Annotated in this window: 28 protein-coding genes and 1 tRNA gene; 25 read left to right on the top strand and 4 right to left on the bottom strand. The window is 46.6% G+C overall.

What is annotated here, in order from left to right; genetic code table 11:
• Positions 1 to 94 precede the first annotated feature (94 nt).
• The 5 genes from BZ167_RS05070 (at position 95) to rpsN (ending at position 4,305) form a co-directional block, all read left to right on the top strand.
• Entirely contained in the window at positions 95 to 862 is a 768-nt protein-coding gene (locus BZ167_RS05070; protein WP_060674919.1) for an ABC transporter ATP-binding protein, read from the top strand.
• A 15-nt stretch (positions 863 to 877) separates the two neighbouring features.
• The gene (locus BZ167_RS05065) at positions 878 to 1,867 is read left to right on the top strand and encodes an aliphatic sulfonate ABC transporter substrate-binding protein (protein WP_077391949.1); all 990 of its coding nucleotides are present in this window, start codon (positions 878 to 880) and stop codon (positions 1,865 to 1,867) included.
• Positions 1,867 to 2,700 carry an ABC transporter permease gene (locus tag BZ167_RS05060; protein ID WP_060674922.1) on the top strand — a complete coding sequence of 278 codons (834 nt, stop codon included), beginning with the start codon at positions 1,867 to 1,869 and terminating at the stop codon, positions 2,698 to 2,700. The genes BZ167_RS05065 and BZ167_RS05060 overlap by 1 nt, the downstream gene beginning before the upstream one ends.
• Before the next feature lie 24 nt (positions 2,701 to 2,724).
• Positions 2,725 to 3,861, top strand: coding sequence for an FMNH2-dependent alkanesulfonate monooxygenase (ssuD, locus tag BZ167_RS05055; protein ID WP_060674924.1), 1,137 nt, complete (start codon positions 2,725 to 2,727; stop codon positions 3,859 to 3,861).
• Between the two features lie 174 nt (positions 3,862 to 4,035).
• Positions 4,036 to 4,305, top strand: a complete 270-nt coding sequence (gene rpsN / locus BZ167_RS05050) for a 30S ribosomal protein S14 (RefSeq protein WP_060674926.1) — start codon at positions 4,036 to 4,038, stop codon at positions 4,303 to 4,305.
• 20 nt (positions 4,306 to 4,325) lie between these two features.
• Here rpsN and BZ167_RS05045 read toward each other — a convergent pair whose 3' ends face one another.
• Entirely contained in the window at positions 4,326 to 4,793 is a 468-nt protein-coding gene (locus BZ167_RS05045) for a hypothetical protein (protein WP_015417091.1), read from the bottom strand.
• Positions 4,790 to 4,993 (bottom strand): helix-turn-helix transcriptional regulator, encoded by a 204-nt coding sequence (locus BZ167_RS05040; protein WP_003155407.1) that lies wholly within the window; start codon positions 4,991 to 4,993, stop codon positions 4,790 to 4,792. Before BZ167_RS05040 ends, BZ167_RS05045 begins: the two co-directional genes overlap by 4 nt.
• Positions 4,994 to 5,182: 189 nt before the next feature.
• Between BZ167_RS05040 and BZ167_RS05035 the strand changes: the two genes are divergently transcribed.
• Positions 5,183 to 5,256 (top strand) — tRNA-Gly (locus BZ167_RS05035).
• A 90-nt stretch (positions 5,257 to 5,346) separates the two neighbouring features.
• On the opposite strand, the gene BZ167_RS05030 is transcribed toward BZ167_RS05035, so the two are convergent.
• Complete coding sequence (locus tag BZ167_RS05030; RefSeq protein ID WP_060674928.1) at positions 5,347 to 5,970, bottom strand: hypothetical protein; 624 nt, start codon at positions 5,968 to 5,970, stop codon at positions 5,347 to 5,349.
• A gap of 84 nt (positions 5,971 to 6,054) precedes the next feature.
• Here BZ167_RS05030 and queG point away from each other — a divergent pair, with 84 nt between their 5' ends.
• The 18 genes from queG (at position 6,055) to BZ167_RS04935 (ending at position 22,307) form a co-directional block, all read left to right on the top strand.
• Positions 6,055 to 7,215 (top strand): tRNA epoxyqueuosine(34) reductase QueG, encoded by a 1,161-nt coding sequence (gene queG / locus BZ167_RS05025; RefSeq protein ID WP_060674930.1) that lies wholly within the window; start codon positions 6,055 to 6,057, stop codon positions 7,213 to 7,215.
• Between the two features lie 77 nt (positions 7,216 to 7,292).
• Entirely contained in the window at positions 7,293 to 8,204 is a 912-nt protein-coding gene (locus BZ167_RS05020) for an amidase domain-containing protein (RefSeq protein ID WP_012117141.1), read from the top strand.
• Between the two features lie 36 nt (positions 8,205 to 8,240).
• Positions 8,241 to 8,723, top strand: a complete 483-nt coding sequence (gene trmL / locus BZ167_RS05015) for a tRNA (uridine(34)/cytosine(34)/5-carboxymethylaminomethyluridine(34)-2'-O)-methyltransferase TrmL (RefSeq protein WP_007610253.1) — start codon at positions 8,241 to 8,243, stop codon at positions 8,721 to 8,723.
• A 137-nt stretch (positions 8,724 to 8,860) separates the two neighbouring features.
• Positions 8,861 to 9,493, top strand: a complete 633-nt coding sequence (locus BZ167_RS05010) for a YhbD family protein (RefSeq protein ID WP_015417094.1) — start codon at positions 8,861 to 8,863, stop codon at positions 9,491 to 9,493.
• Entirely contained in the window at positions 9,484 to 10,197 is a 714-nt protein-coding gene (locus BZ167_RS05005; protein ID WP_060674932.1) for a bactofilin family protein, read from the top strand. Before BZ167_RS05010 ends, BZ167_RS05005 begins: the two co-directional genes overlap by 10 nt.
• Positions 10,198 to 10,208: 11 nt before the next feature.
• Entirely contained in the window at positions 10,209 to 10,919 is a 711-nt protein-coding gene (locus BZ167_RS05000; RefSeq protein ID WP_031378424.1) for a hypothetical protein, read from the top strand.
• Between the two features lie 358 nt (positions 10,920 to 11,277).
• On the top strand, positions 11,278 to 13,173 hold the full coding sequence (prkA, locus tag BZ167_RS04995) for a serine/threonine protein kinase PrkA (protein ID WP_003155391.1): 1,896 nt from the start codon (positions 11,278 to 11,280) through the stop codon (positions 13,171 to 13,173).
• Between the two features lie 190 nt (positions 13,174 to 13,363).
• The gene (gene yhbH, locus BZ167_RS04985) at positions 13,364 to 14,548 is read left to right on the top strand and encodes a sporulation protein YhbH (protein WP_007408433.1); all 1,185 of its coding nucleotides are present in this window, start codon (positions 13,364 to 13,366) and stop codon (positions 14,546 to 14,548) included.
• A 180-nt stretch (positions 14,549 to 14,728) separates the two neighbouring features.
• Positions 14,729 to 15,193, top strand: coding sequence for a MarR family transcriptional regulator (locus BZ167_RS04980; RefSeq protein WP_003155389.1), 465 nt, complete (start codon positions 14,729 to 14,731; stop codon positions 15,191 to 15,193).
• A gap of 36 nt (positions 15,194 to 15,229) precedes the next feature.
• Positions 15,230 to 15,895, top strand: coding sequence for an HlyD family secretion protein (locus tag BZ167_RS04975; protein ID WP_007610259.1), 666 nt, complete (start codon positions 15,230 to 15,232; stop codon positions 15,893 to 15,895).
• A gap of 94 nt (positions 15,896 to 15,989) precedes the next feature.
• Positions 15,990 to 17,531: a DHA2 family efflux MFS transporter permease subunit gene (locus BZ167_RS04970; RefSeq protein WP_087920790.1), complete on the top strand. Its 1,542-nt coding sequence runs from the start codon at positions 15,990 to 15,992 to the stop codon at positions 17,529 to 17,531.
• A gap of 24 nt (positions 17,532 to 17,555) precedes the next feature.
• Positions 17,556 to 18,089, top strand: a complete 534-nt coding sequence (locus BZ167_RS04965) for an NAD(P)H-dependent oxidoreductase (protein WP_003155386.1) — start codon at positions 17,556 to 17,558, stop codon at positions 18,087 to 18,089.
• Positions 18,090 to 18,101: 12 nt separating this feature from the next.
• Complete coding sequence (locus tag BZ167_RS04960; RefSeq protein WP_003155385.1) at positions 18,102 to 18,473, top strand: hypothetical protein; 372 nt, start codon at positions 18,102 to 18,104, stop codon at positions 18,471 to 18,473.
• 118 nt (positions 18,474 to 18,591) lie between these two features.
• Positions 18,592 to 19,359: a hypothetical protein gene (locus BZ167_RS04955; RefSeq protein ID WP_060674936.1), complete on the top strand. Its 768-nt coding sequence runs from the start codon at positions 18,592 to 18,594 to the stop codon at positions 19,357 to 19,359.
• 2 nt (positions 19,360 to 19,361) lie between these two features.
• On the top strand, positions 19,362 to 19,736 hold the full coding sequence (locus BZ167_RS04950) for a GntR family transcriptional regulator (RefSeq protein ID WP_060675175.1): 375 nt from the start codon (positions 19,362 to 19,364) through the stop codon (positions 19,734 to 19,736).
• Positions 19,733 to 20,449, top strand: coding sequence for an ATP-binding cassette domain-containing protein (locus BZ167_RS04945; RefSeq protein WP_025284469.1), 717 nt, complete (start codon positions 19,733 to 19,735; stop codon positions 20,447 to 20,449). The genes BZ167_RS04950 and BZ167_RS04945 overlap by 4 nt, the downstream gene beginning before the upstream one ends.
• On the top strand, positions 20,450 to 21,367 hold the full coding sequence (locus tag BZ167_RS04940) for an ABC transporter ATP-binding protein (protein WP_031378427.1): 918 nt from the start codon (positions 20,450 to 20,452) through the stop codon (positions 21,365 to 21,367).
• Entirely contained in the window at positions 21,360 to 22,307 is a 948-nt protein-coding gene (locus BZ167_RS04935) for an ABC transporter permease (protein WP_060674938.1), read from the top strand. Before BZ167_RS04940 ends, BZ167_RS04935 begins: the two co-directional genes overlap by 8 nt.
• Before the next feature lie 91 nt (positions 22,308 to 22,398).
• Here BZ167_RS04935 and cspB read toward each other — a convergent pair whose 3' ends face one another.
• Entirely contained in the window at positions 22,399 to 22,599 is a 201-nt protein-coding gene (gene cspB / locus BZ167_RS04930; RefSeq protein WP_003155376.1) for a cold shock-like protein CspB, read from the bottom strand.
• Positions 22,600 to 23,026: 427 nt separating this feature from the next.
• Between cspB and BZ167_RS04920 the strand changes: the two genes are divergently transcribed.
• Positions 23,027 to 23,779 carry a MetQ/NlpA family ABC transporter substrate-binding protein gene (locus tag BZ167_RS04920; protein WP_050515814.1) on the top strand — a complete coding sequence of 251 codons (753 nt, stop codon included), beginning with the start codon at positions 23,027 to 23,029 and terminating at the stop codon, positions 23,777 to 23,779.
• Positions 23,780 to 23,826 lie beyond the last annotated feature (47 nt).

Raw genomic sequence — 23,826 nt, 5'->3', positions numbered from 1 at the left:
TCGGACCGCCGAAGGCTCCCATCTCTGCAAGCAATCGGAGATGGGGGCCTTTTTGTTTTTCGATCGCACGCGGCAGAAAGAGAGGGGAAGACAGATGGCTGTAACCATCAGCATACAAGAAAAAGCTTTTGAGCATGAAGGCCGGAAAACGCCGGTGCTGAATGATATTGAGCTGTCAATTGCATCGGGAGAATTTTTGACTGTCATCGGGCCGAGCGGATGCGGCAAAAGCACGCTTTTAAAATTGATTGCCGGTCTTGATACCGATTATAAAGGCTCTGTCAAAATAAACGGCCGCAATGTATCAGGACCGGGCATCCGGCAGGGATTTATCTTTCAGGAGCACCGGCTGTTTCCCTGGCTGACGGTAAAACAAAACATCGCTGCCGATCTCAATATGAACGACCCGGCCGTTCGGAAAAAAGTGGATGATCTGATTGAGGTTGTCAGGCTGCAGGGAGCGGAGAACGCTTATCCGCGCGAATTATCCGGCGGCATGTCGCAGCGGGTTGCCATCGCCAGAGCCCTTTTGCGCGAGCCGGAGGTGCTGCTTTTAGATGAACCGTTCGGGGCGCTTGACGCTTTTACGAGAAAACATTTGCAGGATGTGCTGCTTGATATATGGCGCGAGAAAAAAACGACGATGATTCTGGTCACGCATGATATTGATGAATCCGTCTATTTAGGCGATAAGCTGGCGATCCTCAGGGCAAAGCCCGGCCGGCTGCACAGCCTGATGCCGATTCAGCTTCCGCATCCGCGCAATCGGACCTCAGCGGATTTTCAGGCCGTCCGGCAGAAGGTGCTTTCTGAGTTTGAGAAAACGGAAGACCTCCGGTTTGCGGATGGGTCCGGGATATAGAAGGGACGAAGTGAAGTGAAAAAAATCATCATTCTTTTAGCCGCAGCAGTCATGATGTCAGCCGGATGCAGTGCAGACAGGACAGGGGGGAGCGGGAAAACGGTGAAAGAAATCCGGATCGGCATCCAGCAGAGTTTAAGCCCGCTTCTCATTGCCAAGGAAAAAGGCTGGTTTGAAGAGGCCTTCAAAAAAGACGGAATAAAAGTAAAATGGGTCGAATTCCAAAGCGGTCCTCCGCAATTTGAAGGTCTTGCCGCCGATAAGCTTGATTTTTCCCAGGTCGGCAATTCACCGGTCATTTCCGGTCAGGCGGCTGGAATTGATTTTAAAGAGATCGGGCTGTCTCAGGACGGGTTAAAGGCAAACGGCATTCTCGTAAACAAGGGCAGCGGGATTCAGAGCCTGAAAGAATTGAAAGGCAAAAAAATCGCTGTAGCCAAAGGCAGCAGCGGCTTTGATTTTCTCTATAAAGCTTTAGAGAAAGCGGGGCTTTCCGCCGATGACGTCACCATCATCCAGCTTCAGCCGGATGAGGCGGTTTCCGCTTTTGAAAACAAATCAGTTGACGCATGGTCCGTTTGGGAGCCGTATTTGTCGATTGAAACGCTGCAGCACGGGGCGGAAATATTGGCGAACGGAGAAAGCACAGATTTATATTCTCCCGGTTTCACGTTAGTCAGAACGGGATTTTCCAAAGAACACCCGGATGAGGTGGTCCGTTTTCTGAAAGTGTTCAATAAAGCAGTTACATGGCAAAAGGAACACAAAGATGAAGCTGTCTCCTTATATGCGAAAATCAAACATCTTGATCCGAAAGTCGTCAGAAACGTGCTTAACAATACTGAGCCTCTCAATGAACCGATCAATGATAATATTGTCAAAGCCCAGCAGGAAACCGCTGATTTTCAATATCAAACAAAAGCGATTCATAAGAAAATTCATGTAAAAGACGTTGTCGACAATTCATTTATTAAAAAAGCGCTTGAAACGGGGGGTGGCAAGTAATGAAAGCAGAAGCATCAACGGCTGCCGGCGCAATATGCCAATCAGAAAAGAAAGCTCTGGCAAGATCCCGGAAGTATTCATACCAATGGATGAAAGGGGTTGTACTCCCGGCTGCGGTTATCGCAGTATGGCAGGTTATCGCAAGTCTGGGCATCGTCTCGGCCACGGTGCTCCCGTCACCTGTCGTCATCTTGCAGACGTTTCAGGAACTTCTTCTTTCAGGTGAACTTTGGGGTCATTTAGAGATCAGCTTATACCGGGCGGCTGCCGGATTTCTGCTTGGCGCGGGCCTCGGACTTGTTTTCGGGCTGCTGGTCGGTTTCTCAAAGCGGACGGAAGCATATCTTGATCCGTCTCTGCAAATGCTCAGAACGGTTCCGCACTTGGCCGTGACTCCTCTGTTCATTTTGTGGTTCGGGTTTGATGAGACATCAAAAATTCTGCTGATCGCATTAGGGGCATTTTTCCCCGTGTACATTAATACGTTTCTCGGAATCCGCAGTGTGGACGCGAAGCTGTTTGACGTCGCGCGGGTGCTGGAATTTAACTGGTATCAGCAGATGACGAAATTAATTCTTCCGGCATCTCTGCCGAATATCCTGCTCGGCATCAGGCTCTCTCTAGGCATTGCGTGGCTCGGTCTCGTGGTGGCGGAACTGATGGGATCGAGCGAGGGCGTCGGTTATATGATTATGGATGCCAGACAATTTTCACAGACAAATAAGGTGTTTGTCGGCATTATCATTTTTGCGGCTGTCGGCAAGCTGACAGATGCATTGGTCAGAATGCTCGAACGGAAACTATTAAAATGGCGGAACAGTTATGAAGGGTAACCTATTAAAAAAGGAGAGATTCATATGGAGATTCTTTGGTTTATTCCGACGCATGGTGACGGCCGGTATTTAGGGACGCAAACGGGAGGGAGAACGGCGGATCATCTTTATTTTAAGCAAGTGGCACAGGCGGCGGACAGACTCGGTTATACGGGGGTTCTGCTGCCGACGGGGAGATCATGTGAAGACCCGTGGCTGACGGCTGCCGCTTTAGCGGGGGAAACGAGTGACTTGAAATTTTTAGTGGCGGTCCGTCCGGGACTGATGCAGCCGTCTGTCGCCGCGAGAATGGCGTCGACAATGGACCGGCTGTCAGACGGCCGTTTGCTCGTAAATGTCGTAGCGGGCGGAGATCCTTATGAACTGGCGGGAGACGGCATGTTTATCAGCCACGATGAACGTTATAAGGCGACTGAAGAATTTTTAACCGTCTGGCGCGGACTCATGCGGGGCGAAACGGTGACATATGAAGGGGACCATATCAAAGTGGAAAACAGCAATCTGCTGTTTCCGCCAAAGCAGTCTCCGCATCCGCCATTATATTTCGGCGGTTCATCACAGGCGGGAATTGAGGCTGCGGCGAAACATACAGATGTCTATTTAACATGGGGAGAGCCGCCGGAGCAGGTAAAAGAAAAGATTGAAACTGTTAAAAAACAGGCTGCCAAGGAAGGAAGGACGATGCGTTTTGGCATCAGACTTCACGTGATTGTCCGGGAGACTGAGGAAGAGGCATGGGAAGCGGCTGAACGATTAATCAGCCATTTAGACGAAGAGACGATTGCGAAAGCGCAGGCTTCGCTCCGGCGGGCTGATTCTTCGGGACAAAAACGGATGGCCGATCTCCATAACGGTGACCGCTCGAAGCTTGAGATCAGCCCGAATCTCTGGGCCGGCATCGGACTGGTCAGAGGCGGAGCGGGCACGGCGCTTGTCGGTGATCCGCAGACTGTCGCTGCTCGAATTTTAGAGTATCAGGCACTCGGCATTGAGACGTTTATCTTTTCAGGCTACCCGCATCTGGAAGAAGCTTATTATCTGGCTGAACTCGTGTTTCCGCTTCTGCCGTTTCAGAATGAACGGACTAAAAAGCTTGAGCGCAGACTGGGTGAAGCAATGGGCAACGACCATTTTGCAAGAGGAAATAAAGCGACAGTCTGATGACGTCGCAAGGCGGATAATTGACGGCGGGCGCTTTCTGCGGATTCATTTCCGGGGAAATGCCGGCAGTGAAGGCGGGTATTCACCCGCCTTTTTAAGCGCTTAGCTTGCACGATGCTCATATGGATGATATGATACAAAACGTAATTATTACGATTTGTTAGGAGTGCTGAAATGGCAAAAAAATCAAAAGTGATCAAAGAGCTCAAGCGGCAGAAGCTTGTTGAACAATATGCGGACATCCGAAGAGAATTAAAGACAAAAGGAGACTGGGAAGCGCTGGGCAAACTGCCGCGTGATTCTGCTCCGGCCAGGCTTCATAACCGCTGTACGTTGACGGGGCGGCCCCGCGGATATATGAGAAAATTTAAACTGTCCAGAATCGCATTCAGGGAGCTGGCCCATAAAGGCCGGATTCCCGGGGTGAAAAAAGCGAGCTGGTAACGTAAAAAACTCCGGATCTGTCATGAACCGGAGTTTTTGCCGTGCTTATGAAAAGTGAAAACATAAGCCAAATGCTGAATCATCATCAGAATGAAAATCAAAAGAATCGGAAAAAAGGGAAGATGCGGCTGAATAAGCGGATAAAACAAAAGCAGAACGGCTGCGGCCGGCAATGAGAAGTAAACGGCGATATACGAGGAACGGCAAGCTTTAGCCGTCATCATCCGTTCTCTTTCATCCTGTTCCTCAAATTCATCGGGCACAAGCCTGTGCTTTTTGCCGTTCCGTTTTTTCTTTTCAGTATAGATATATAATGCAGTACAAACGGTAAACAGCAGAAACGGCGTGATATTCAGCTCAAATGAACCGCTCCCCTCCGTTTGGAAAAACTGAGCGATCCGCGGCGCCGCTTCCATAAAGGAAATAAGCGTCCAGCAGGCCAATCCGTAGAGTGCAAGGTGAAAACACGCTTTTCTTTTCAAACTCATTTTTTCTCCTCCTCCAGCCAGAAAACTTCCTCCATCGGCAGGGAGAAAGCCCGGCAGATGTTAAGCGCCAATAAAAGTGAAGGCACATAATCTCCTTTTTCAATCGCTGCAATCGTCTGTCTGGTGGCTCCGGCTTCTTTTCCGAGCGTTTCCTGAGAATAGCCGAATCTGGCTCTCAGCTCTTTTACTTTATTTTTCATCATCAGGCGTACCTCAAGTTTTTTCTTTTTTATATTGTATGAGACTCTTAACAAAATGTAAACCCAACTTAACATGTGGACAAAAAAAGAATTTTTTTCGACAAATTTTTTAACATTCCCTTGACGAAAAAAAAATAAACATGTAATATTAGAAACATCAAATCGGTACTGACAAAAAATAATTTTGATGCGGGTGTAGTTTAGTGGTAAAACCTCAGCCTTCCAAGCTGATGTCGTGAGTTCGATTCTCATCACCCGCTCCATACATACGTTATTAACGCAGTGTTTCGTTTCTCTGATAAACGAAGTATTGCGTTTTTTTATGTGAAAAAAGACACGAAAGGCGTGTCTTTTTATGAAAGCCAAGAGACGGTATGCGTGCCTCCGTGAATTTGTTCAAACATTTTTGTTAAGGATGATAGCAGCTCATCCGCCGCGTCGGCATGAAATGAAGGCGGGAAAAAGATCAGCTGCAGCATTTTCTTTGTGCCGGGCGTGACAGGGCGTGTATTGATATGTCCGGTGAAGTCGCCGAAAACGCCGTCCGGGCCGGAGAAAGACAGTACGCTTTCTTTTTCTCCGATCGTAATTGAAATCGGTTCATCTATTTCTGCGGCATCATACGCCATGATAGGCAATGAATATTTCAAGGAGAAAAAAAGTATGGTATCATGGGCTGAATTCACACTTTCAATGAATCGTTCCCGGGAAATATCGCCGAGCATAAGCTCCATCGGCGTTTTTTGTCCTGAAAAGGCGGGACTGAGCTGTTCCATTATACGCGCCCACTCTTTTACAAAAGGCTGCTCATCTATACCGCCATCAGCATAATCAAAGTAAAGAGATTCTTGAAATAAACGGAGGCGGCCTTTCAGCATTTGCGGAGCAGGCCCGACTTCGATCTGTTCATATAAGACGGCTGCCGCTTTGATCCCCGGCACCCGTTCAGCAATAAGTCGATCTAAACTGATGTTCAAGTGTGTTCACTCCATTTCGGGATGATAAAACTCTATTATACCTGTGCGGGAGCCTGATCACAAAGAAAGGAGGCTGTGCAAAAAATGAATATTCATAAACTGAAAGAGGAATTAATCGAATACGCCAAAAGCATAGGAGTCGACAAAATCGGGTTTACGACGGCTGATACGTTCGACAGTCTGCGGGACCGGCTGATTCTTCAGGAATCACTCGGCTATTTATCCGGGTTTGAAGAGCCGGATATTGAAAAACGGGTTACTCCGTCTTTGCTTCTCCCGAAAGCCAAATCAATCGTCGCCATCGCCCTTGCTTATCCTTCCAAAATGAAAGATGCGCCGAGGAGCACGAGGGACGGGCGGCGCGGCATTTTTTGCAGAGCTTCCTGGGGGAAGGATTATCATGACGTGCTGAGGGAAAAGCTTGATCTGCTGGAGAATTTTCTCCAAAGCAAACATGAGGATATCCGCACAAAGTCAATGGTGGATACAGGGGAATTGTCCGACAGGGCCGTGGCTGAACGGGCGGGAATCGGCTTCAGCGCCAAAAACTGCATGATCACCACGCCTGAATACGGCTCTTACGTCTATCTGGCTGAAATGATCACCAATCTGCCCTTTGAACCGGATGTGCCGATTGAATATATGTGCGGTACGTGCACAAAATGTTTAGACGCGTGTCCGACCGGCGCGCTCGTCAATCCCGGACAGCTTAACGCCCAGCGCTGTATTTCGTTCCTGACCCAGACAAAGGGATTTCTGCCGGATGAGTTCCGCACGAAAATCGGAAACCGTCTGTATGGCTGTGACACGTGCCAGACGGTCTGTCCGATTAATAAGGGGAAAGATTTTCATCTTCATCCGCAGATGGAGCCTGATCCGGAAATCGCAAAGCCGCTGTTAAAGCCGCTTTTGACCATAAGCAACCGCGAATTCAAAGAAAAATTCGGACATGTATCGGGATCATGGCGCGGCAAGAAGCCGATACAGCGGAATGCGATTTTAGCTTTGGCTCATTTTAAAGATGCCTCGTCTCTTCCGGAATTAACGGCCTTGATGCACCAAGATCCGCGCCCCGTCATCAGGGGGACGGCCGCCTGGGCCATCGGGAAAATCGGTGATCCTGATTATGCGGGGGAATTAGAAAAAGCGCTTCAAAAGGAGCAGGATGAGGACGCCATACGGGAAATTGAAAAGGGACTGGAGCTGTTATCGGTTTCTGATAAGACTAAAACCGGCCGGTCCTGACATATGTATAGAGAAAAAGCACTTGGCGTGAGTTCAAGTGTTTTTTTCTTTATAAAACAGTATGGTGGGTGGAGCGCTTGAAGCATATTATTGAAGATTTAGCGGAGGCCCGGCTTCATTATTTAATCAACGGAACCGAGATGAGGCACAATGGGCAGCCCGGCGATCTTGAGGTCCTGACGAGAAAAAAAGAGCTGTTTGAAAAACGGAAAGTTGACATCGTGAAAGCGAAGGCAAAAGCCGTCATTGTCAAAAGCAGCCTTGAGGACGACGGCACGTTATGCGTCATGTACACGATTCATTTCGAATATTTGTGCAAGGAGCATGACGGACACCTTTACTTAGAAGAGCAGATTGAGGAACGGACTGCATTTCTCTATGATCAGCTTTTGATTAAAGACCGGGAAGTAAAGAAAAAACCGGCGGGATTTTCTGACGGAAACAGCGTAATTGAATATGAGCGGAGTGAACGGGAAGATTTCGGGCGGGCGTTTCAATACGACCGTCTGGCTGCCGTGCAGTACGCGGAGAAGTTTTGGAATAAACGAAATCCCGCTTATAAAAATTTCAGCGACAACTGCACCAATTTTATTTCCCAATGTTTACATGCCGGAAAAGCACCGATGCGGGGGCATCCGAACAGAGGCTCAGGCTGGTGGATGAAGGCAAGCTCGTGGAGCTACAGCTGGACGGTCGCGCATTCGATGAAGATGTATCTGGCCCAATCCAAGGCAGGGCTTCGCGCGGTGCAAGTATCAAGAGCCGAAGAACTGATGCCCGGAGATATCATTTGCTATGATTTTGAAGGGGACGGCCGTTTTAATCATACGGCGATCGTGGTCGCGAAAGATAAAAGCAATATGCCGCTTGTCAATGCCCAAACGTATGACAGCAGGATGAGATATTGGTCATATGAGGATTCAACGGCGTATACTCCTTCCATCAGATATGCGTTTTTTCATATTACGGATGATACGACAAAAGAGTAATTAATGATATAATGGTGGGCGGAATAAAAAACAGAGGTGAACATCGTGGCATTACATGTCGTTTTATATCAACCCGAAATCCCGGCTAATACGGGAAATATCGCACGTACTTGTGCGGCAACAGACACAACGCTTCATTTGATCCGCCCGCTCGGATTCTCGACCGATGATAAAATGCTGAAGCGCGCCGGACTCGATTATTGGGAGTTCGTCAACGTCGTATATCATGATTCATTGGAAGAGTTATTTGAGGCATATGAGAACGGAAAGTTTTTCTTCATTACAAAATTCGGCCAAAAGCCGCACACATCATTTGATTACTCAAATACGGAGGAAGACTTTTTCTTCGTATTCGGCAGAGAAACGAGCGGACTTCCGAAAGAATTGATCGAAAACAATATGGACCGCTGCCTGCGTCTGCCGATGACCGAGCATGTGAGATCATTAAACCTGTCCAATACGGCCGCGATTCTTGTATATGAAGCGCTGCGCCAGCAAAATTACAGAGATTTGACGTGAGAAAAAACGCCCGCATCCGGGCGTTTTTTTATTGAATAAAAAAGACGGACAGCAGCTGTTCACGGCATTTTTATAATTCCAGGCTTAACAACGTAACAGTGTTATGTTACAATACATTCATCGAAGGAGCTGGATTCATGGAGGAACAACTGATTTCTAAAAAAGAATTGCTGGAAGAAACATCAATTTCATACGGGCAGCTGTACCGCTGGAAACGGAAAAATTTAATTCCTGAAGAATGGTTTATCCGAAAATCAACATTTACAGGCCAGGAAACATTTTTTCCGAGAGCGGAAATATTAAAACGTATCTCAAAAATACAGAAAATGAAAGAAAATTTGTCTTTGGATGAAATGAGAGAAATGCTGTCTCCGCAAATGACTGATGTCAATATAACGTCTGCGGAACTGCTTCAAAAGGGACTGATTTCAAAAGCCGCGCTGCAAGTTTATGGCGAAGACGGTGTGACATTCACGTCCCGCGCGCTGCTGTCTTTATATGTGCTTGAAGGACTTTTGCAATCAGGCAATATCAGCCTTGAGGAAGGAAAATTGGCGGCAGGGGTGCTGAAAACGTATGAGGCTTCCGAACTGAAAGCGAATACGGAGCTTGTCATGCTCCGAAAGCTAGGCGTAACGACGTGCTTCATCGCAGACGCGGAACATATTTTATTTGAACCGACTGTCAAAGTGGTTGAACGGGTGGCGCTTGCTGCGGCATCGGAAGAATTAAAAACGAAATGGATGCAGGAGGACCATCAATGGAAGTAACAGATAAGTTAATCATCAACGGTTCAGGAAGTTCAAAAGGAGGCCGTTTTCATACAGTGGAGATCAACGGAAGCGGCACGGTGTCAGGTGATGTGGAGTGCGTGAGCCTTTTGTTTAACGGCAGCGGAAAAACAGACGGACATGTCAAGACGCAAACGCTGACGATCAGCGGTTCGGGGAAAATTTCCGGCAGTGCCGAAGCTGAATCCATCCGTATCAACGGAACGGGTGTCATTAAAGGTGATGTCAAAACGGAGCGGCTGAACGTAGCGGGATTTTCATCTTTCGGCGGCGGTGTGAAAGCTGATGATATTTTCGTATCCGGGAAAGCCGGGATTGAAGGCGATTGCGAGACAGAGACGTTCCGTTCGGAAGGTAAATGTAAGATCGGCGGCCTGCTGAATGCCGATGAAGTCAGTATTCAGCTGGCGGCGGGAGAAAGCCATGTGAAAGAAATCGGATGCCGCCATTTGAAAGTGATGAGCAGAAAGAGCGTGCTAACGCGTTTTAAGCTGATGCCGGCCCCGGTGCTGACAGCGGAGCTGATTGAAGGTGACATCATTGAATTGGCGGACACGAACGCGAAGACAGTCCGCGGAAATCATGTGCGGATCGGCGCAGGCTGCACCATTGGGACTGTGGAATACAGCGGCGATTTTACATGTGATCCTTCCGCTTTGGTTAACAAAGTCGTGAAACGATAGGAGGAACTGCGATGGAAACGACAAAAAAATTGAGTCATTTAAAAATGTACGGAGCCGGACACGCCTCCGGCGGCTCCTACCAAAATGTAAGCATTAAAGGGGAAGGAACTGTCGGCGAAGGACTTCAAAGCGAACGCTGCCGGATATTCGGTACGGGACTTTTTCTAGGAGATGCCGAGATCAACAGGCTGAAAATTTTCGGAGAGCATGAAGTTGCAGGAGATTTATCAGCACGTTCAGCAAATGTGATGGGCACATTGAAAGTCGGCGGCTCCATGCGTTTCGCCACGATGAGGCTGAAAGGACTTGCTGAAATTGGCGGCGGGGCCGCGGGAGAGCAGTGTCATATAAAAGGCAGTCTCACCGTCGGCGGCGATTGCGAGACGGAGCTGCTTCATGTAACAGGATGTATCAATGTGGCGGGATTGTTAAACGCGGGGGACGTAAACATCCATTTGCGTTATGACCGAAGCCGCGTGAAAGAAATCGGCGGCACATCGATCACCGTCAGACGGAAACCCGGTTTTCTTAAACGGAAAGCCGGCACGCTTTCTGCTGAATTGATCGAAGGAGATGCAATTTATCTCGAATACACGGAAGCGGACATCGTCAGAGGGAAACATGTGGAAATCGGCCCGGGCTGCAAAATCGGAAAAATCGAGTATCAAACAAGCTGCAAATCTCATGAAAAATCAACTGTCCAAGAACATATTCAAATATGAAACATTGTTATGTTGTACAGGAAAGGGTGCTCTTCATAAAGAGCACCCTTTTGCCGTTATTTGTTTTCAGGTTTGCTGTCGTAACCCGCCGTAAAAATGGATACTAAAAAAGTGAGAATGACCCCAAGTAAAATGATCGTTTTCATCATTTCTCCTCCTCTTTGCTTTTCCATTTGATGTCCGAGTCTGGATGAAACTGTATTTCTTTCATTATGAACGGTGCACCGGACCCTTGTCAATGACGGCCTTGTAACGTCTTTATTTTTAAGAAACGAAAAGCATGTATTATCACGTCACCGCATAGATTGTAACAAAGTACCTTATTTCTAGTGCATTAACCATGATAGAGGAGGTTCTTATGGATATATTAAAGAAAATTGAAAAGTACAGAGAGGAAGAGCAGCGTCTCAAATGGGAAGGGACGTTCGCTGATTATTTGGAGATCATAAAAGAAAATCCATTGGTCGCGCAGTCTGCTCATTCTCGCGTTTTTAATATGATAAAAGACAGCGGAATCGAGGAGGATGACGGTAAAAAGACATACAGCTTTTTCTCGCGGGAGCTGTTCGGCCTTGAGGAATCTCTGGAACGGCTCGTGGAGGAATACTTTCACCCGGCTGCCAAGCGGCTCGATGTAAGAAAACGGATTTTACTATTGATGGGACCCGTCAGCGGCGGAAAGTCAACTCTTGTCACCATGCTGAAAAAAGGGCTTGAAGCCTACTCATTGACAGACAACGGCGCTGTTTACGCCATTAAAGGCTGCCCGATGCATGAAGATCCTCTCCATCTCATTCCCCATCATCTGCGCGACGACTTCTACAGAGAATACGGCATCAGAATTGAGGGCAGCCTTTCTCCGCTTAATGTCATGCGGCTTGAAGAAGAATACGGCGGCAGAATTGAGGATGTAAAGGTTGAACGTATATTCTTCTCGGAGGATAAACGTACCGGAATCGGAACCTTCAGCCCGTCTGACCCGAAATCACAGGATATCGCCGACTTGACGGGGAGTATTGATTTTTCAACGATTGCCGAATACGGCTCAGAATCAGATCCGCGCGCTTATCGGTTTGACGGTGAATTAAATAAAGCGAACCGCGGAATGATGGAGTTTCAGGAAATGCTGAAATGCGATGAAAAATTTCTGTGGCACCTTCTGTCACTCACGCAGGAAGGGAATTTCAAAGCCGGACGGTTTGCGCTCATCTCAGCCGACGAATTGGTTGTTGCGCATACGAACGAAACGGAGTACCGCTCGTTTATTGCCAATAAGAAAAATGAAGCCCTTCACTCCAGGATCATCGTGATGCCTGTTCCTTATAATTTAAAGGTGTCAGAGGAAGAACGGATTTATGAAAAAATGATTTCTGAAAGTGATGTTTCTGACGTACACATCGCCCCCCATACATTAAAAGTGGCCGCGATGTTTTCTATTTTGACCCGGCTGAAGGAACCGAACCGCTCTGATATTGATCTCGTCAAAAAAATGAGGCTCTATGACGGAGAAAGCGTTGAAGGTTACAATTCCGTTGATCTTGAGGATATGAAGAAGGAATTCCATGATGAAGGAATGAGCGGAATTGACCCGCGCTATGTCATCAACCGCATTTCCTCAACAATTATCAGAAAAAATATGGAATCGATCAATTCGCTTGATGTGCTGCGTTCCTTAAAAGAAGGACTCGACCAGCATCCGTCCATCTCCGCCGAGGACAAAGAGCGGTATATGAATTTTATTTCCGCCGCCAGGAAAGAGTACGATGACATCGCTAAAAAAGAAGTGCAGAAGGCGTTCGTCTATTCATATGAAGAATCCGCGAAAACTCTCATGGACAATTATTTAGATAATGTGGAAGCGTACTGCAATAAAAATAAGCTCCGCGATCCGCTGACGGGTGAAGAAATGAATCCTGACGAAAAACTGATGAGATCCATTGAAGAGCAGATCGGCATTTCAGAAAACGCGAAAAAAGCGTTCCGCGAAGAAATCTTAATCCGCATATCCGCCTATGCAAGAAAAGGAAAACGCTTTGACTATAATTCGCACGAAAGACTCCGCGAAGCGATTCAGAAAAAGCTGTTCGCAGACTTAAAAGATGTGGTGAAAATTACGACCTCAACCAAAACGCCGGATGAGCAGCAGCTTAAAAAGGTCAATGAGGTAGTGGCAAGGTTAATAGATGAACACGGCTATAACTCGACTAGCGCTAATGAACTGCTGAAGTATGTCGGAAGCTTGTTAAACCGCTGATGTTTGATTTCATTGAGAGGCCCGTCTGTAAAAGGACGGGTTCTTTTGTCTGTTTTTCACAATTGTTTGTCAATTGGAGAGTCCGGCCGGCATAAGATAAAAATAAATCTTTTCGCCGGACTTGTTTCATAAACAGGACCAAGCCGGAATACACATGTAAAACGACCATAACGGTTAAGGAGGGGAATTCATGTCCCGTAATGACAGCGGAAATTTTTTGATTTCAGAGGAAGACTGGTCCCTCCATCGCAAAGGCTTTGACGACCAGCAGCGCCACCAAAAGAAAGTACAGGAAGCGATAAAAAACAACCTTCCGGACCTTGTTACTGAGGAAAGCATTATTATGTCCAACGGAAAAGATGTCGTGAAAATCCCGATTCGTTCGCTTGATGAATATAAAATCCGTTATAACTATGATAAAAATAAACATGTCGGCCAAGGCGACGGCGACAGCGAAGTCGGCGATGTCGTCGCAAGAGACGGCGCAGATAAAAAGCAGGGGGCCGGAAAAGGCCAGGGAGCCGGCGATCAGGCAGGCGAGGATTATTATGAAGCGGAAGTTTCATTGATGGATCTGGAAGAAGCGCTGTTTCAGGAATTAGAACTGCCGAATCTGCAGCAAAAGGAAAGGGACAATATCGTCCATACCGATATCGAGTTCAATGATATCCGGAAAACCGGGCTGACAGGGAATATCGATAAGAAAAGGACGATGCTGTCGGCCTATAAACGAAACGCCATGACAGGCAAGCCGTCGTTTTACCCTATTTATCCGGAAGATCTGAAATACAAAACATGGAATGATGTGACGAAGCCGGAATCGAAAGCTGTCGTTTTAGCGATGATGGATACAAGCGGTTCGATGGGCGTATGGGAAAAGTATATGGCGAGGAGCTTCTTTTTTTGGATGACACGATTTTTACGGACAAAGTATGAAACGGTTGATATCGAATTTATCGCCCACCATACGGAAGCGAAGGTTGTGTCAGAAGAAGATTTTTTCTCGAAAGGCGAGAGCGGGGGCACCATCTGTTCCTCCGTTTACCGGAAGTCTCTTGAATTAATTGATGAAAAATATGACCCCGCCCGCTACAACATCTATCCGTTTCATTTTTCAGACGGAGATAACCTGACTTCGGATAACGCCCGGTGCGTAAAGCTCGTCAATGACATCATGAAAAAATCGAACCTGTTCTGTTACGGTGAGGTCAATCAATATAACAGGCATTCCACCCTCATGTCCGCCTATAAAAATGTCAAAGATGATAAATTTAAATACTACATCCTGAAACAGAAATCAGACGTATTTCAAGCGCTGAAAAGCTTTTTTAAAAATGAGGAAGCCGGTGTAAGCAAAGCATCGTATGAAATATAAAGCCGAGTGAAGAATCGTGCGGCCGCGGTTCTTCACCCGGCTTTTTTAAATTAAAAATAAAGAGAAAAAACGGCATAAAAAAAATCCTTAAAAAATGAAACTTTTCTCTTTACAAACCTTCTTTCATTTATTAATATTTTATCTTGTGAACTATTATTAAGGGAATGAGGTGAAAATACGGTGATTGAATCAGAGCTCGCTTTGCTCAGTTTTGAACAACTGTTTGATACTTCCAGATCGATTTACAAAAAGCAGAAAATGATTCTGGAGACAGTTCTTGAACCTTTTGATATTACAGTGCTGCAGTATCTGCTGATGTTCAAAATACATAAGAGCAAAAGCACGCAGCTTTCAAGGCTGGCTTTGTCGCTTGATCTGAAACCGGCGTCTGTCACGAGAATGACCGATATTCTGTATAAGCGCCGCCTAATGGTTCGGAGCGACTATCACGACGACCGGCGTGTTGTTATGATTCAGTTAACCGAAGAGGGGGAAGAACTTCTAAAGAAAGCTGCTGTTCAATATGCCGAAAAAGCGGCGGTCTTATACCGGCAGCTCAATACCGCTGAACTGCAGTACCTGCGCAAGCTTGCGGAAAGTTTAACGAAGCTTGCAAACGGCTGTGCAGTGAAAAACGGAAAATAAAAAAATCCCCACATATTTTTATCATCATTCCACAAAATGATAGAGGAAGAAACGAAAGGAGAAAACAAAATGAACAGAGGACGTTTAATTCTGACCAACATTATCGGTTTGATTGTTGTTCTTGCAATTATAGGCGGAGGTGCTTACTACTATTATCAAAGCACACACTATGTAAAAACCGATGAAGCAAAAGTTGCCGGCGACATGGCTGCTATCACAGCTCCTGCTGCGGGTAAAGTAACTGACTGGAACCTTGATGAGGGGAAAGAAGTAAGCAAAAACGACGTTGTTGCAAAAATCAAAGGACAGCAAAATGCTGACGTAAAAGCCATCATGGATGGAACAATCGTGAAAAACGAAGTGAAAAACGGCCAAATGGTGCAAGCCGGTACGACAATTGCCCAGGAAATTGACATGAAACACCTTTACATCACTGCAAACATTAAAGAAACAGACATTAGAGACATTGAAGTAGGAAACAAAGTAGACGTAATTGTTGACGGCGACCCTAATACAACATTTGACGGAACAGTAGAAGAAATCGGTTATGCGACAAATTCAACATTTGATATGCTGCCTTCTTCAAACTCAAGCGGCAACTACACAAAAGTAACGCAAAAAGTTCCTGTTAAAATTTCACTCAGCAACCCATCTGACAAGGTGCTTCCTGGTATGAACGCATCTGTAAAAATCTCTGAATAATACAGATCAGTCATCAAACCATGAAGGGAGGTTGTCTTAGGTGGCTAAATCAGATAATCAAGTAAAAAGTCCTAAAACATTGCTTATTGTGCTTATGGCCGGGTTATTCCTGGCGATCTTGAACCAAACGCTTCTTAACGTGGCGATGCCGCACTTAATGACCGAGTTCGGTGTGAGTGCGACGACGATTCAGTGGCTTACGACCGGATACATGCTGGTCAACGGTGTTTTGATTCCGTTATCTGCGTTCTTAATTACCCGGTTCGGACAGAGAAGCCTCTTTCTCGTAGCCATGTTCTGTTTTACAGCGGGAACGTTAGTCTGCGGAATCGCGCCTAACTTCTCAACCATGCTGATCGGCCGGTTAATTCAGGCGGTCGGCGGCGGTATCCTGCAGCCGCTGGTCATGACAACCATTCTGCTTATCTTCCCGCCTGAAAGCAGGGGGAAAGGAATGGGGATTTTCGGTCTTGCGATGATGTTTGCTCCGGCGGTCGGACCGACTCTTTCCGGCTGGATCATCGAGCATTACACATGGCGCATTATGTTCTACGGCCTTGTTCCGATCGGGGCAATCGTTATTATCATAGCGTTCTTCCTCTTTAAGAACTTGGTGGAACCGCAAAAAATCAAACTCGACAGCTTGGGTGCGATTCTATCCATTGTCGGATTTGCCTCATTGCTTTACGGAGTCAGTGAAGCGGGCAGCGACGGCTGGGGAGATCCGATCGTGCTGTCTACCGTCATTGTCGGTGTCATCGCAATTGCCGCGTTTGTCATTCAGCAATTGCGCTCTGAAAAACCGATGCTCGACTTCCGGGTATTTAAATATGATATTTTCTCACTTTCCAGTGTGATTAACATCATTATTACCGTTGCGCTTTACACAGGAATGTTCCTGCTTCCGATTTATTTGCAGAACTTAGTCGGCTTTACAGCGCTGCAATCGGGCCTCTTGCTATTGCCGGGCGCGATTGTCATGCTGATCATGTCGCCGATTTCCGGTATTCTGTTTGACAAAATCGGTCCGAGACCGCTTGCGATTATCGGGCTGGTCATCACGGTCGCAACGACATTCCAGTACACAAAATTGACAATTGACACACCTTACACGCACATTATGCTTGTCTATGCCATCCGCGCATTCGGTATGTCACTGTTAATGATGCCTGTTATGACAGCCGGAATGAACCAGCTTCCGGCACGATTGAACAGCCACGGCACGGCGATGAGCAACACGCTCCGCCAGATCAGCGGTTCAATCGGAACAAGTTTGATCACAACGATTTATACGAACCGTACGACAATGCACTATTCGCAGATTGCGGATAAAACGAGCACGGCTGATCCAAGCTTCATGCAGTCGTTCCAAAGCGCGGTTTCGAATTTAATGGTCAACATGAACATGTCGCTTGATGCGGCGAAACAAACCGTTTATTCATATCTCTACAAAACAGCTTCACTTAATTCCAACGTTATGGGGATTAATGACGCGTTTATGTGGGCGACGATCTTTGCGGTTATCGGCGTAGTCCTGAGCCTGTTCTTGCGTGACGTACGGAAAGACAAACAGCGGGCGAAGAAAAAAGAGGAGCTGTCATTGCTTCCGGCCCCTAAAGAAGTGAAGGAATCTTAATCATCTGAATGGGAGGTTTCCTGAATGAAAATTTACGTAGTGTACGATAGTGAAGGCGAACATACAAAACACCTTGCTGAAGCCATTGCCGAAGGAGCACGAGAAAACGCTGAGGCTGAAGTCCTGATCGACCATGTCGATCAAGCAGACATCCGCAAGCTGAAAGACATGGATGCCATTATCTGGGGATGCCCAGGACACTTTGGCACCATCAGTTCAGGCTTAAAAGCGTGGATCGACAGACTCGGCTATCTGTGGGCTGAAGGCGAGCTGATTGATAAAGTCGGCGCCGTATTCTGTACGACGGCGACAACACATGGCGGATTAGAAATGACAATGCACAATCTGATCACTCCTATGTTTCACCAAGGCATGATTGTTGTCGGACTTCCCGGCAACGTTCCTGAAAACGCGCTGTACGGCTCTTACTACGGTGCGGGCGTCACATGCCCGGTTGACAGCGATGTGCTGATGACGGAAGAAGGCCTTCAATTAGGCCGTGCGCTTGGCAGACGTGTCAGCCAAGTCACAGGTAATCTAACTGCCGGACGACAGTAAGGAGAGGGTTATATGGCCATTATTATAGCGGTTATTGCTGCTGTCATTGTGATTGCACTTCTTATCACATTCAATGTCCGCAGCACTTCTGCAGGACAGGATGTCAAAGAAGAAAAGAGAGAAGCGATCGGCACTACAGCCGAACAGCCGGAAAAGCATGATCCGGCCGAGGAGCGCTCAGCCGAGCATGCTCCCGTCGTTGTAAAATCTGAATCTCCCCGTGAGAAAAAGAATACAATGGGCGATGATGTGTACCGTCAGGCGCTTCAGAAGTTTAAGACTTCTGAGACGGATCAGGAGCCAAACGATCCTGATAGCGGCGGCAAAATGCAGGATAGCAGCTATCGTGATGCGCTGCTCTCCTTAAAAAACAAAAAGAAGTAATTGGAAAGGCAAATCTGCGTAAGAGCGGATTTGTCTTTTTTTATTGAAGATATTGTAATACGTGATGATCTAGTGTACTATGTTACTCATACACTTGATCCGAATGGAGAGAGAAAGAATGACATCGTTTTTAGGTTTGCTGAAAAAAGATGCGAAAGTTTCATGGATTTGGCTCGCGGTGTGGCTTTGCGGCATGATTTGCTGGGCGTTTGCAGCCCACGTCATCGCTGCCCGTCAGAAAGAACCGCTCGTCATTTTCGGCTTTTTTACGGCAATGGGGTTTTTTCAATTTCTTGTAGCGCCGCTTTTTATGTACTATCACCTTCATAAAGAAGGAAAAAATCAGCTGTGGCTTTACAATCCGAATGGAGGATTTTATCTGCTGGCTTCCAAGCTGACGGCCTCACTGCTGTATCAGTTGATCGGGCAGCTGGCGCTGACCGGTTACGGCATTTGGATGTACCGGATGCTTTCTGCAAAAGGAGCGCTGGAACACACCATTCCCCTGGCCGGCACATTAACCGGACTGAATGCTTACCTGCTGATCAGTTCAGCGTATGTATCTGTGATCGTGGCCGTATTTTGGACTGTTTTTCACTCATTAAAACATGTTCCCGTCCTCCGGTGGGTGATCTGCATCGTGCTTGCGTTTGTCTGGACCTATATTGACGATAAAATCATTACGCCATTCACTTCATCTCAACATGATTTATGGCCGGTAAAAGTGTATGCGGATTTTGATTTTCATTATACAAAATTGACCGGCTGGACGGTGGAGCTGACGGCCGTCCACATCTCGCTTTTCAGCTTTCTGGCAGTGATCGTGCTTGCGGCGCTCTGTCTCGCGCTGGCCTCTATGCTGCTGAATCGAAAGGTTGAGGTGTAATGATGGAGAATGAATTTCAGTCATCCAAGCCGATTTATCTGCAGATTGCCGATCGTGTATATTACCGGCTGATCCGAAGTGAGCTTTCACCGGGGGACAAACTGCCGTCCGTAAGGGAGATGGCCGTACAGATGAAAGTGAATCCGAATACGATACAAAGAACGTACAGTGAAATGGAAAGGCTGGGGATCGTGGAGACGAGAAGAGGACAGGGAACCTTTATAGCGGAAAGGTCCGATCTGATAGCGGAGCTGAAAGACAGGCTGACTAAAGACGTTTTCAAACGCTTTATTCAGGAAATGGCGGAGCTGGGGTTATCTCCTGAGGAAATGATCGACGGGATCAAACAATATGCGGAGGAAGCAAACGATCGATGAATCTTGATTTTGAACGCGTAACAAAAAAATACGGCCGCAGGCTCGCGGTCAGCGATGTATCATTTTCATTGTCTCCGGGTAAAATCTACGGAATTTTAGGGCCGAACGGAAGCGGTAAATCAACAACGCTTAAAATGCTTGCCGGGCTTGCGTTCCCGACCTCGGGCGCCGTCCGGATCGGAGACTGCGCAGTAAGCAGGAACATGCTGTTTCGTACGGCTTATTTAACCGAACATGATATGTTTTTCGCCCGGACGACCGTCGGTGATATGCTCACATTTTATCATTCGCAATTCCCGGATTTTCAGCTGGAAAAAGCACATAACCTATTAACGGAAATGAATCTTTCAGCGAAGCAGAAGATAAAAGAGCTGTCCAAAGGCAGCCGGGGCAGGCTGAAAATCGTTTTGGCCCTGTCGAGAAAAGCATCCGTCATTCTGCTGGATGAGCCGTTTTCAGGTCTTGATCCGGCGGTCAGAGAGTCGATTGTCAACAGTCTCGTATCTTATATTGATTTTGACAGCCAGATCGTCGTCATCGCCACGCATGAGATCGGCGAGATTGAGACGCTGTTAGACGAAGTGATGGTTTTCATAAAAGGGAAAATCGCTGAACGGCGCGAGGTCGAAGAAATTCGGGAACAGGAAGGAATGTCCGTGCTTCAATGGTACAGAAGCGTCATGCAGGCGCACGAAATAGAAGGGGGATTCTAATTGGAAACGGTATTAGAACTGCAACAGGTAAAGAAAACGATAAAAGGACGAACGATTATTCATGATCTGAGCTTCTCCGTCCGGGCGGGCGAAGTGTTTGGATTTTTAGGGCCGAATGGAGCGGGGAAAACCACTACGATCAGAATGATGGTCGGATTAATGAAACTGTCTCAGGGAGACATCGTAATCTGCGGGGAATCCATTACGAAAAACTATGCAAAAGCGGTCAGGCACGTCGGAGCCATCGTGGAAAACCCGGAGCTGTACAAATTCCTGAGCGGTTATAAAAATTTACAGCAGTACGCAAGGATGGTAAAAGGCGTTACGAAAGAAAAAATAGATGAGGTCATCGAGCTCGTCGGGTTGCAGGACAGAATACATGACAAAGTAAAAACCTACTCTCTCGGAATGAGACAGCGTCTCGGCCTCGCCCAAAGCCTGCTGCATAATCCTAAGGTGCTGATTCTGGATGAACCGACAAACGGCCTTGATCCCGCGGGCATCAGGGAAATCAGGGACCATCTGAAAAAGCTGACACGTGAAAAAGGAATGGCTGTCATCGTCTCAAGCCATCTGCTGTCAGAAATGGAGTTAATGTGCGACCGAATCGGCATTCTGCAAAAAGGGGAGCTTGTCGATATTCAAAAAGTAAGGGATGAAGGAAAAGAGGATAAAGATACATACTTCTTCCATATTGAACAAAGAGAAGAGGCTCTGGCCGTTCTGAGTCAGTTTGACTGTATGAAGAAGACAAACGGCATTGAGATCAGGCTGTCAAAACAGGAAGTGCCTGATGTGATATCACTGCTCGTCCGTGAAAACATCCGCTTATATGAAGTGAAAATCATGACAAAATCTTTGGAAGACCGTTTCTTGGAGATTACCGGCGGGACGAAAGAGGAGGTTCAATATGTTTAAGCTGATCTATAATGAATGGATAAAAATTTTCAGCCGCGTCGGCACGTGGGCTATGATTGTAATTTTAGGCGTTTCGATGATCGGTTTTGCGCTTCTGTCAAACCATTTCACCTCGAGCGAAGCCAATCCGAATTGGAAACAGGAGCTCCAGGCCGAAAACAAAGAAATGAAACAGCAGATGAAGGAAACCGGAAATCAGACTGTCATTGATAGTCTGAAACAGAATATCGCGATAAATGAATACCGTATGGATCATAATATTCCTGAGGATACAGGGTACACAGTGTGGTCATACGTAGCTGATTCTTCGATGATGACGGTTTTGACCGGGCTGTTTACGATTATCATTGCCGCAGGCATCGTGGCGAATGAGTTCAACTGGGGCACGATCAAGCTGCTTGCCATCCGTCCGCTCAGCCGTTTTCAGATTTTGCTATCTAAATATATGACGGTGCTGCTGTTCGGACTGCTGATGCTTGTGATTTTATTTGCCGGCTCCGCTCTGCTGGGATTGGTCTTTTTCGGTACAGGGGGAGATACTGCGGCTGATGTTCATCTCGTATACAAAGACGGCCGTGTTTTTGAGCAAAATATCATCGCTTTCCTCGCTAAAACATATGTCTATGAATCTGTCTCCGCTTTTATGCTTGCGACGATGGCGTTTATGCTGTCTGCGGTATTCCGGAACAGCTCATTAGCGGTCGGATTTTCTATTTTTCTATTGGTTATGGGGAACACGGCGACTGTATTTCTTGCCACGAAATTTGAATGGACCAAATATATTTTATTCGCCAATACGGATTTATCGCAATATATGAACGGGACTCCTTTAGTAGAGGGGATGACGATGACATTTTCGGTTGTGATGCTTGTGATTTACTTCGTTATTTTTCTGGCGCTCGCATTCGGCGTCTTCTTAAAACGCGATATTGCCACCTGATATAAAAAAGCTGTTTTGCCTTTGCAAAACAGCTTTTCGTTTTAGATGAAAAAAACCCTGCCGGCGTACACCGGCAGGGTTTTTAAACAATTTATGCTTTTGTTACGTTAGCAGCTTGTGGTCCGCGGTTTCCTTCAACGATTTCGAAAGAAACAGATTGGCCTTCTTCTAAAGTTTTGAAGCCTTCGCCTTGAATAGCAGAGAAGTGAACGAATACATCGTCTTGACCTTCTACTTCGATGAATCCGAATCCTTTTTCAGAGTTGAACCATTTTACTTTACCTTCTAACATGAAATTTCCTCCTAAAGCGACATAACGCTTAAATTCACTATTCTTGCTCTAAAACAAACTTCCAAGACGAAAACTCTTACAAAACTTTCTTCTTAAAGATAGTTCGAACAAAAATAATTACCTTTACTCTACCAGTAATTCGAAGAAAAAACAACTGCTAAATGTAACTTTTTTCGAAATAACATGTTTTAAGAGGGGAACGCTCTGATACGGAAATCTGATTTGAGACTAGAACAGCCCATTTTCAGCTGATAAAAACCGCTTTACGGTCTCTTAAGGAAGCAATTGACAACCTTTTTTTTAATCGGTATTGTATGTAATCATGAGCCCGAATACCATGGTGCAGCCTCTGTACATAAAAATAGATAGGGAGTAGGTCAACTTGAACCTGCGGCTTATAAACAGTCTGTTTCTTTTCATTTTGATCATGTCACTTACTTCATGTCATTATCCTGACGGGAACCGGACAATTACTATCGGAATCAATGAATCTGATCAATCGATCTGGGAGTTTGTCGCGAAAAAAGCCGGTGAGGAAGGATTGCAGCTTTCTTTGGTAACGTTTTCGGATTATGCCGAGGCCGATTTGGCGCTTGCCGGTGGGGATCTCGACGCCAATGCGTTTCAATCCGTTTCTTATTTTCAATCTTTGCCGCCTCATATGAAAAAGAAGCTGGCTCCTTTAGGAACGACATATGCGGCATCGCTGGGGGTGTATTCCAAGCAACATAAACGGCTGAAGGATATACCGGACGGAGCGGTCATTGCCGTGCCTGGTGAAGCGGCGGCCTTCGGCAGGGCGCTTTTTCTCATGCAGGAGGCCGGACTGATGACATTGAAAAAGGGATTCACCGGTACGGGTTCAACTGATATGATCAAGGACAACCCGAAGCATCTGACCTTAAAAACGGAAACAAAAAAGAACGCCTATCAGGCGGCGGAACATGCTGACGCAGCAGTTCTCAGTCAAAGCGAGGCGAAAAGAGCAGGATTTCATGCGGAGAAGGACGCGCTGATCCGATCGGCGCAAATGAAGGAAGCATATATTCATCTGATCGCCGTCAGAGCTGAGAATAAAGATGATGAACGGATGCAAAAACTCCTGTCTTTGTATCAATCAGATGATACCGCGGCGTTTATTGAAAAAGAATATGAGGGCAGCCTGATTCCTTTTTCCTGAGGGGCGGTTTTCTCACTGAAAAGAAAGAATGATTTCCTCTTCGGGCG

Origin of the sequence: Bacillus sp. 275 (assembly GCF_001999205.1) — a bacterium.
Lineage (GTDB): Bacteria > Bacillota > Bacilli > Bacillales > Bacillaceae > Bacillus > Bacillus velezensis.
The sequence above is the reverse complement of the archived record's forward strand: the minus strand, read 5'-3'. Positions and strand labels throughout refer to the sequence as shown.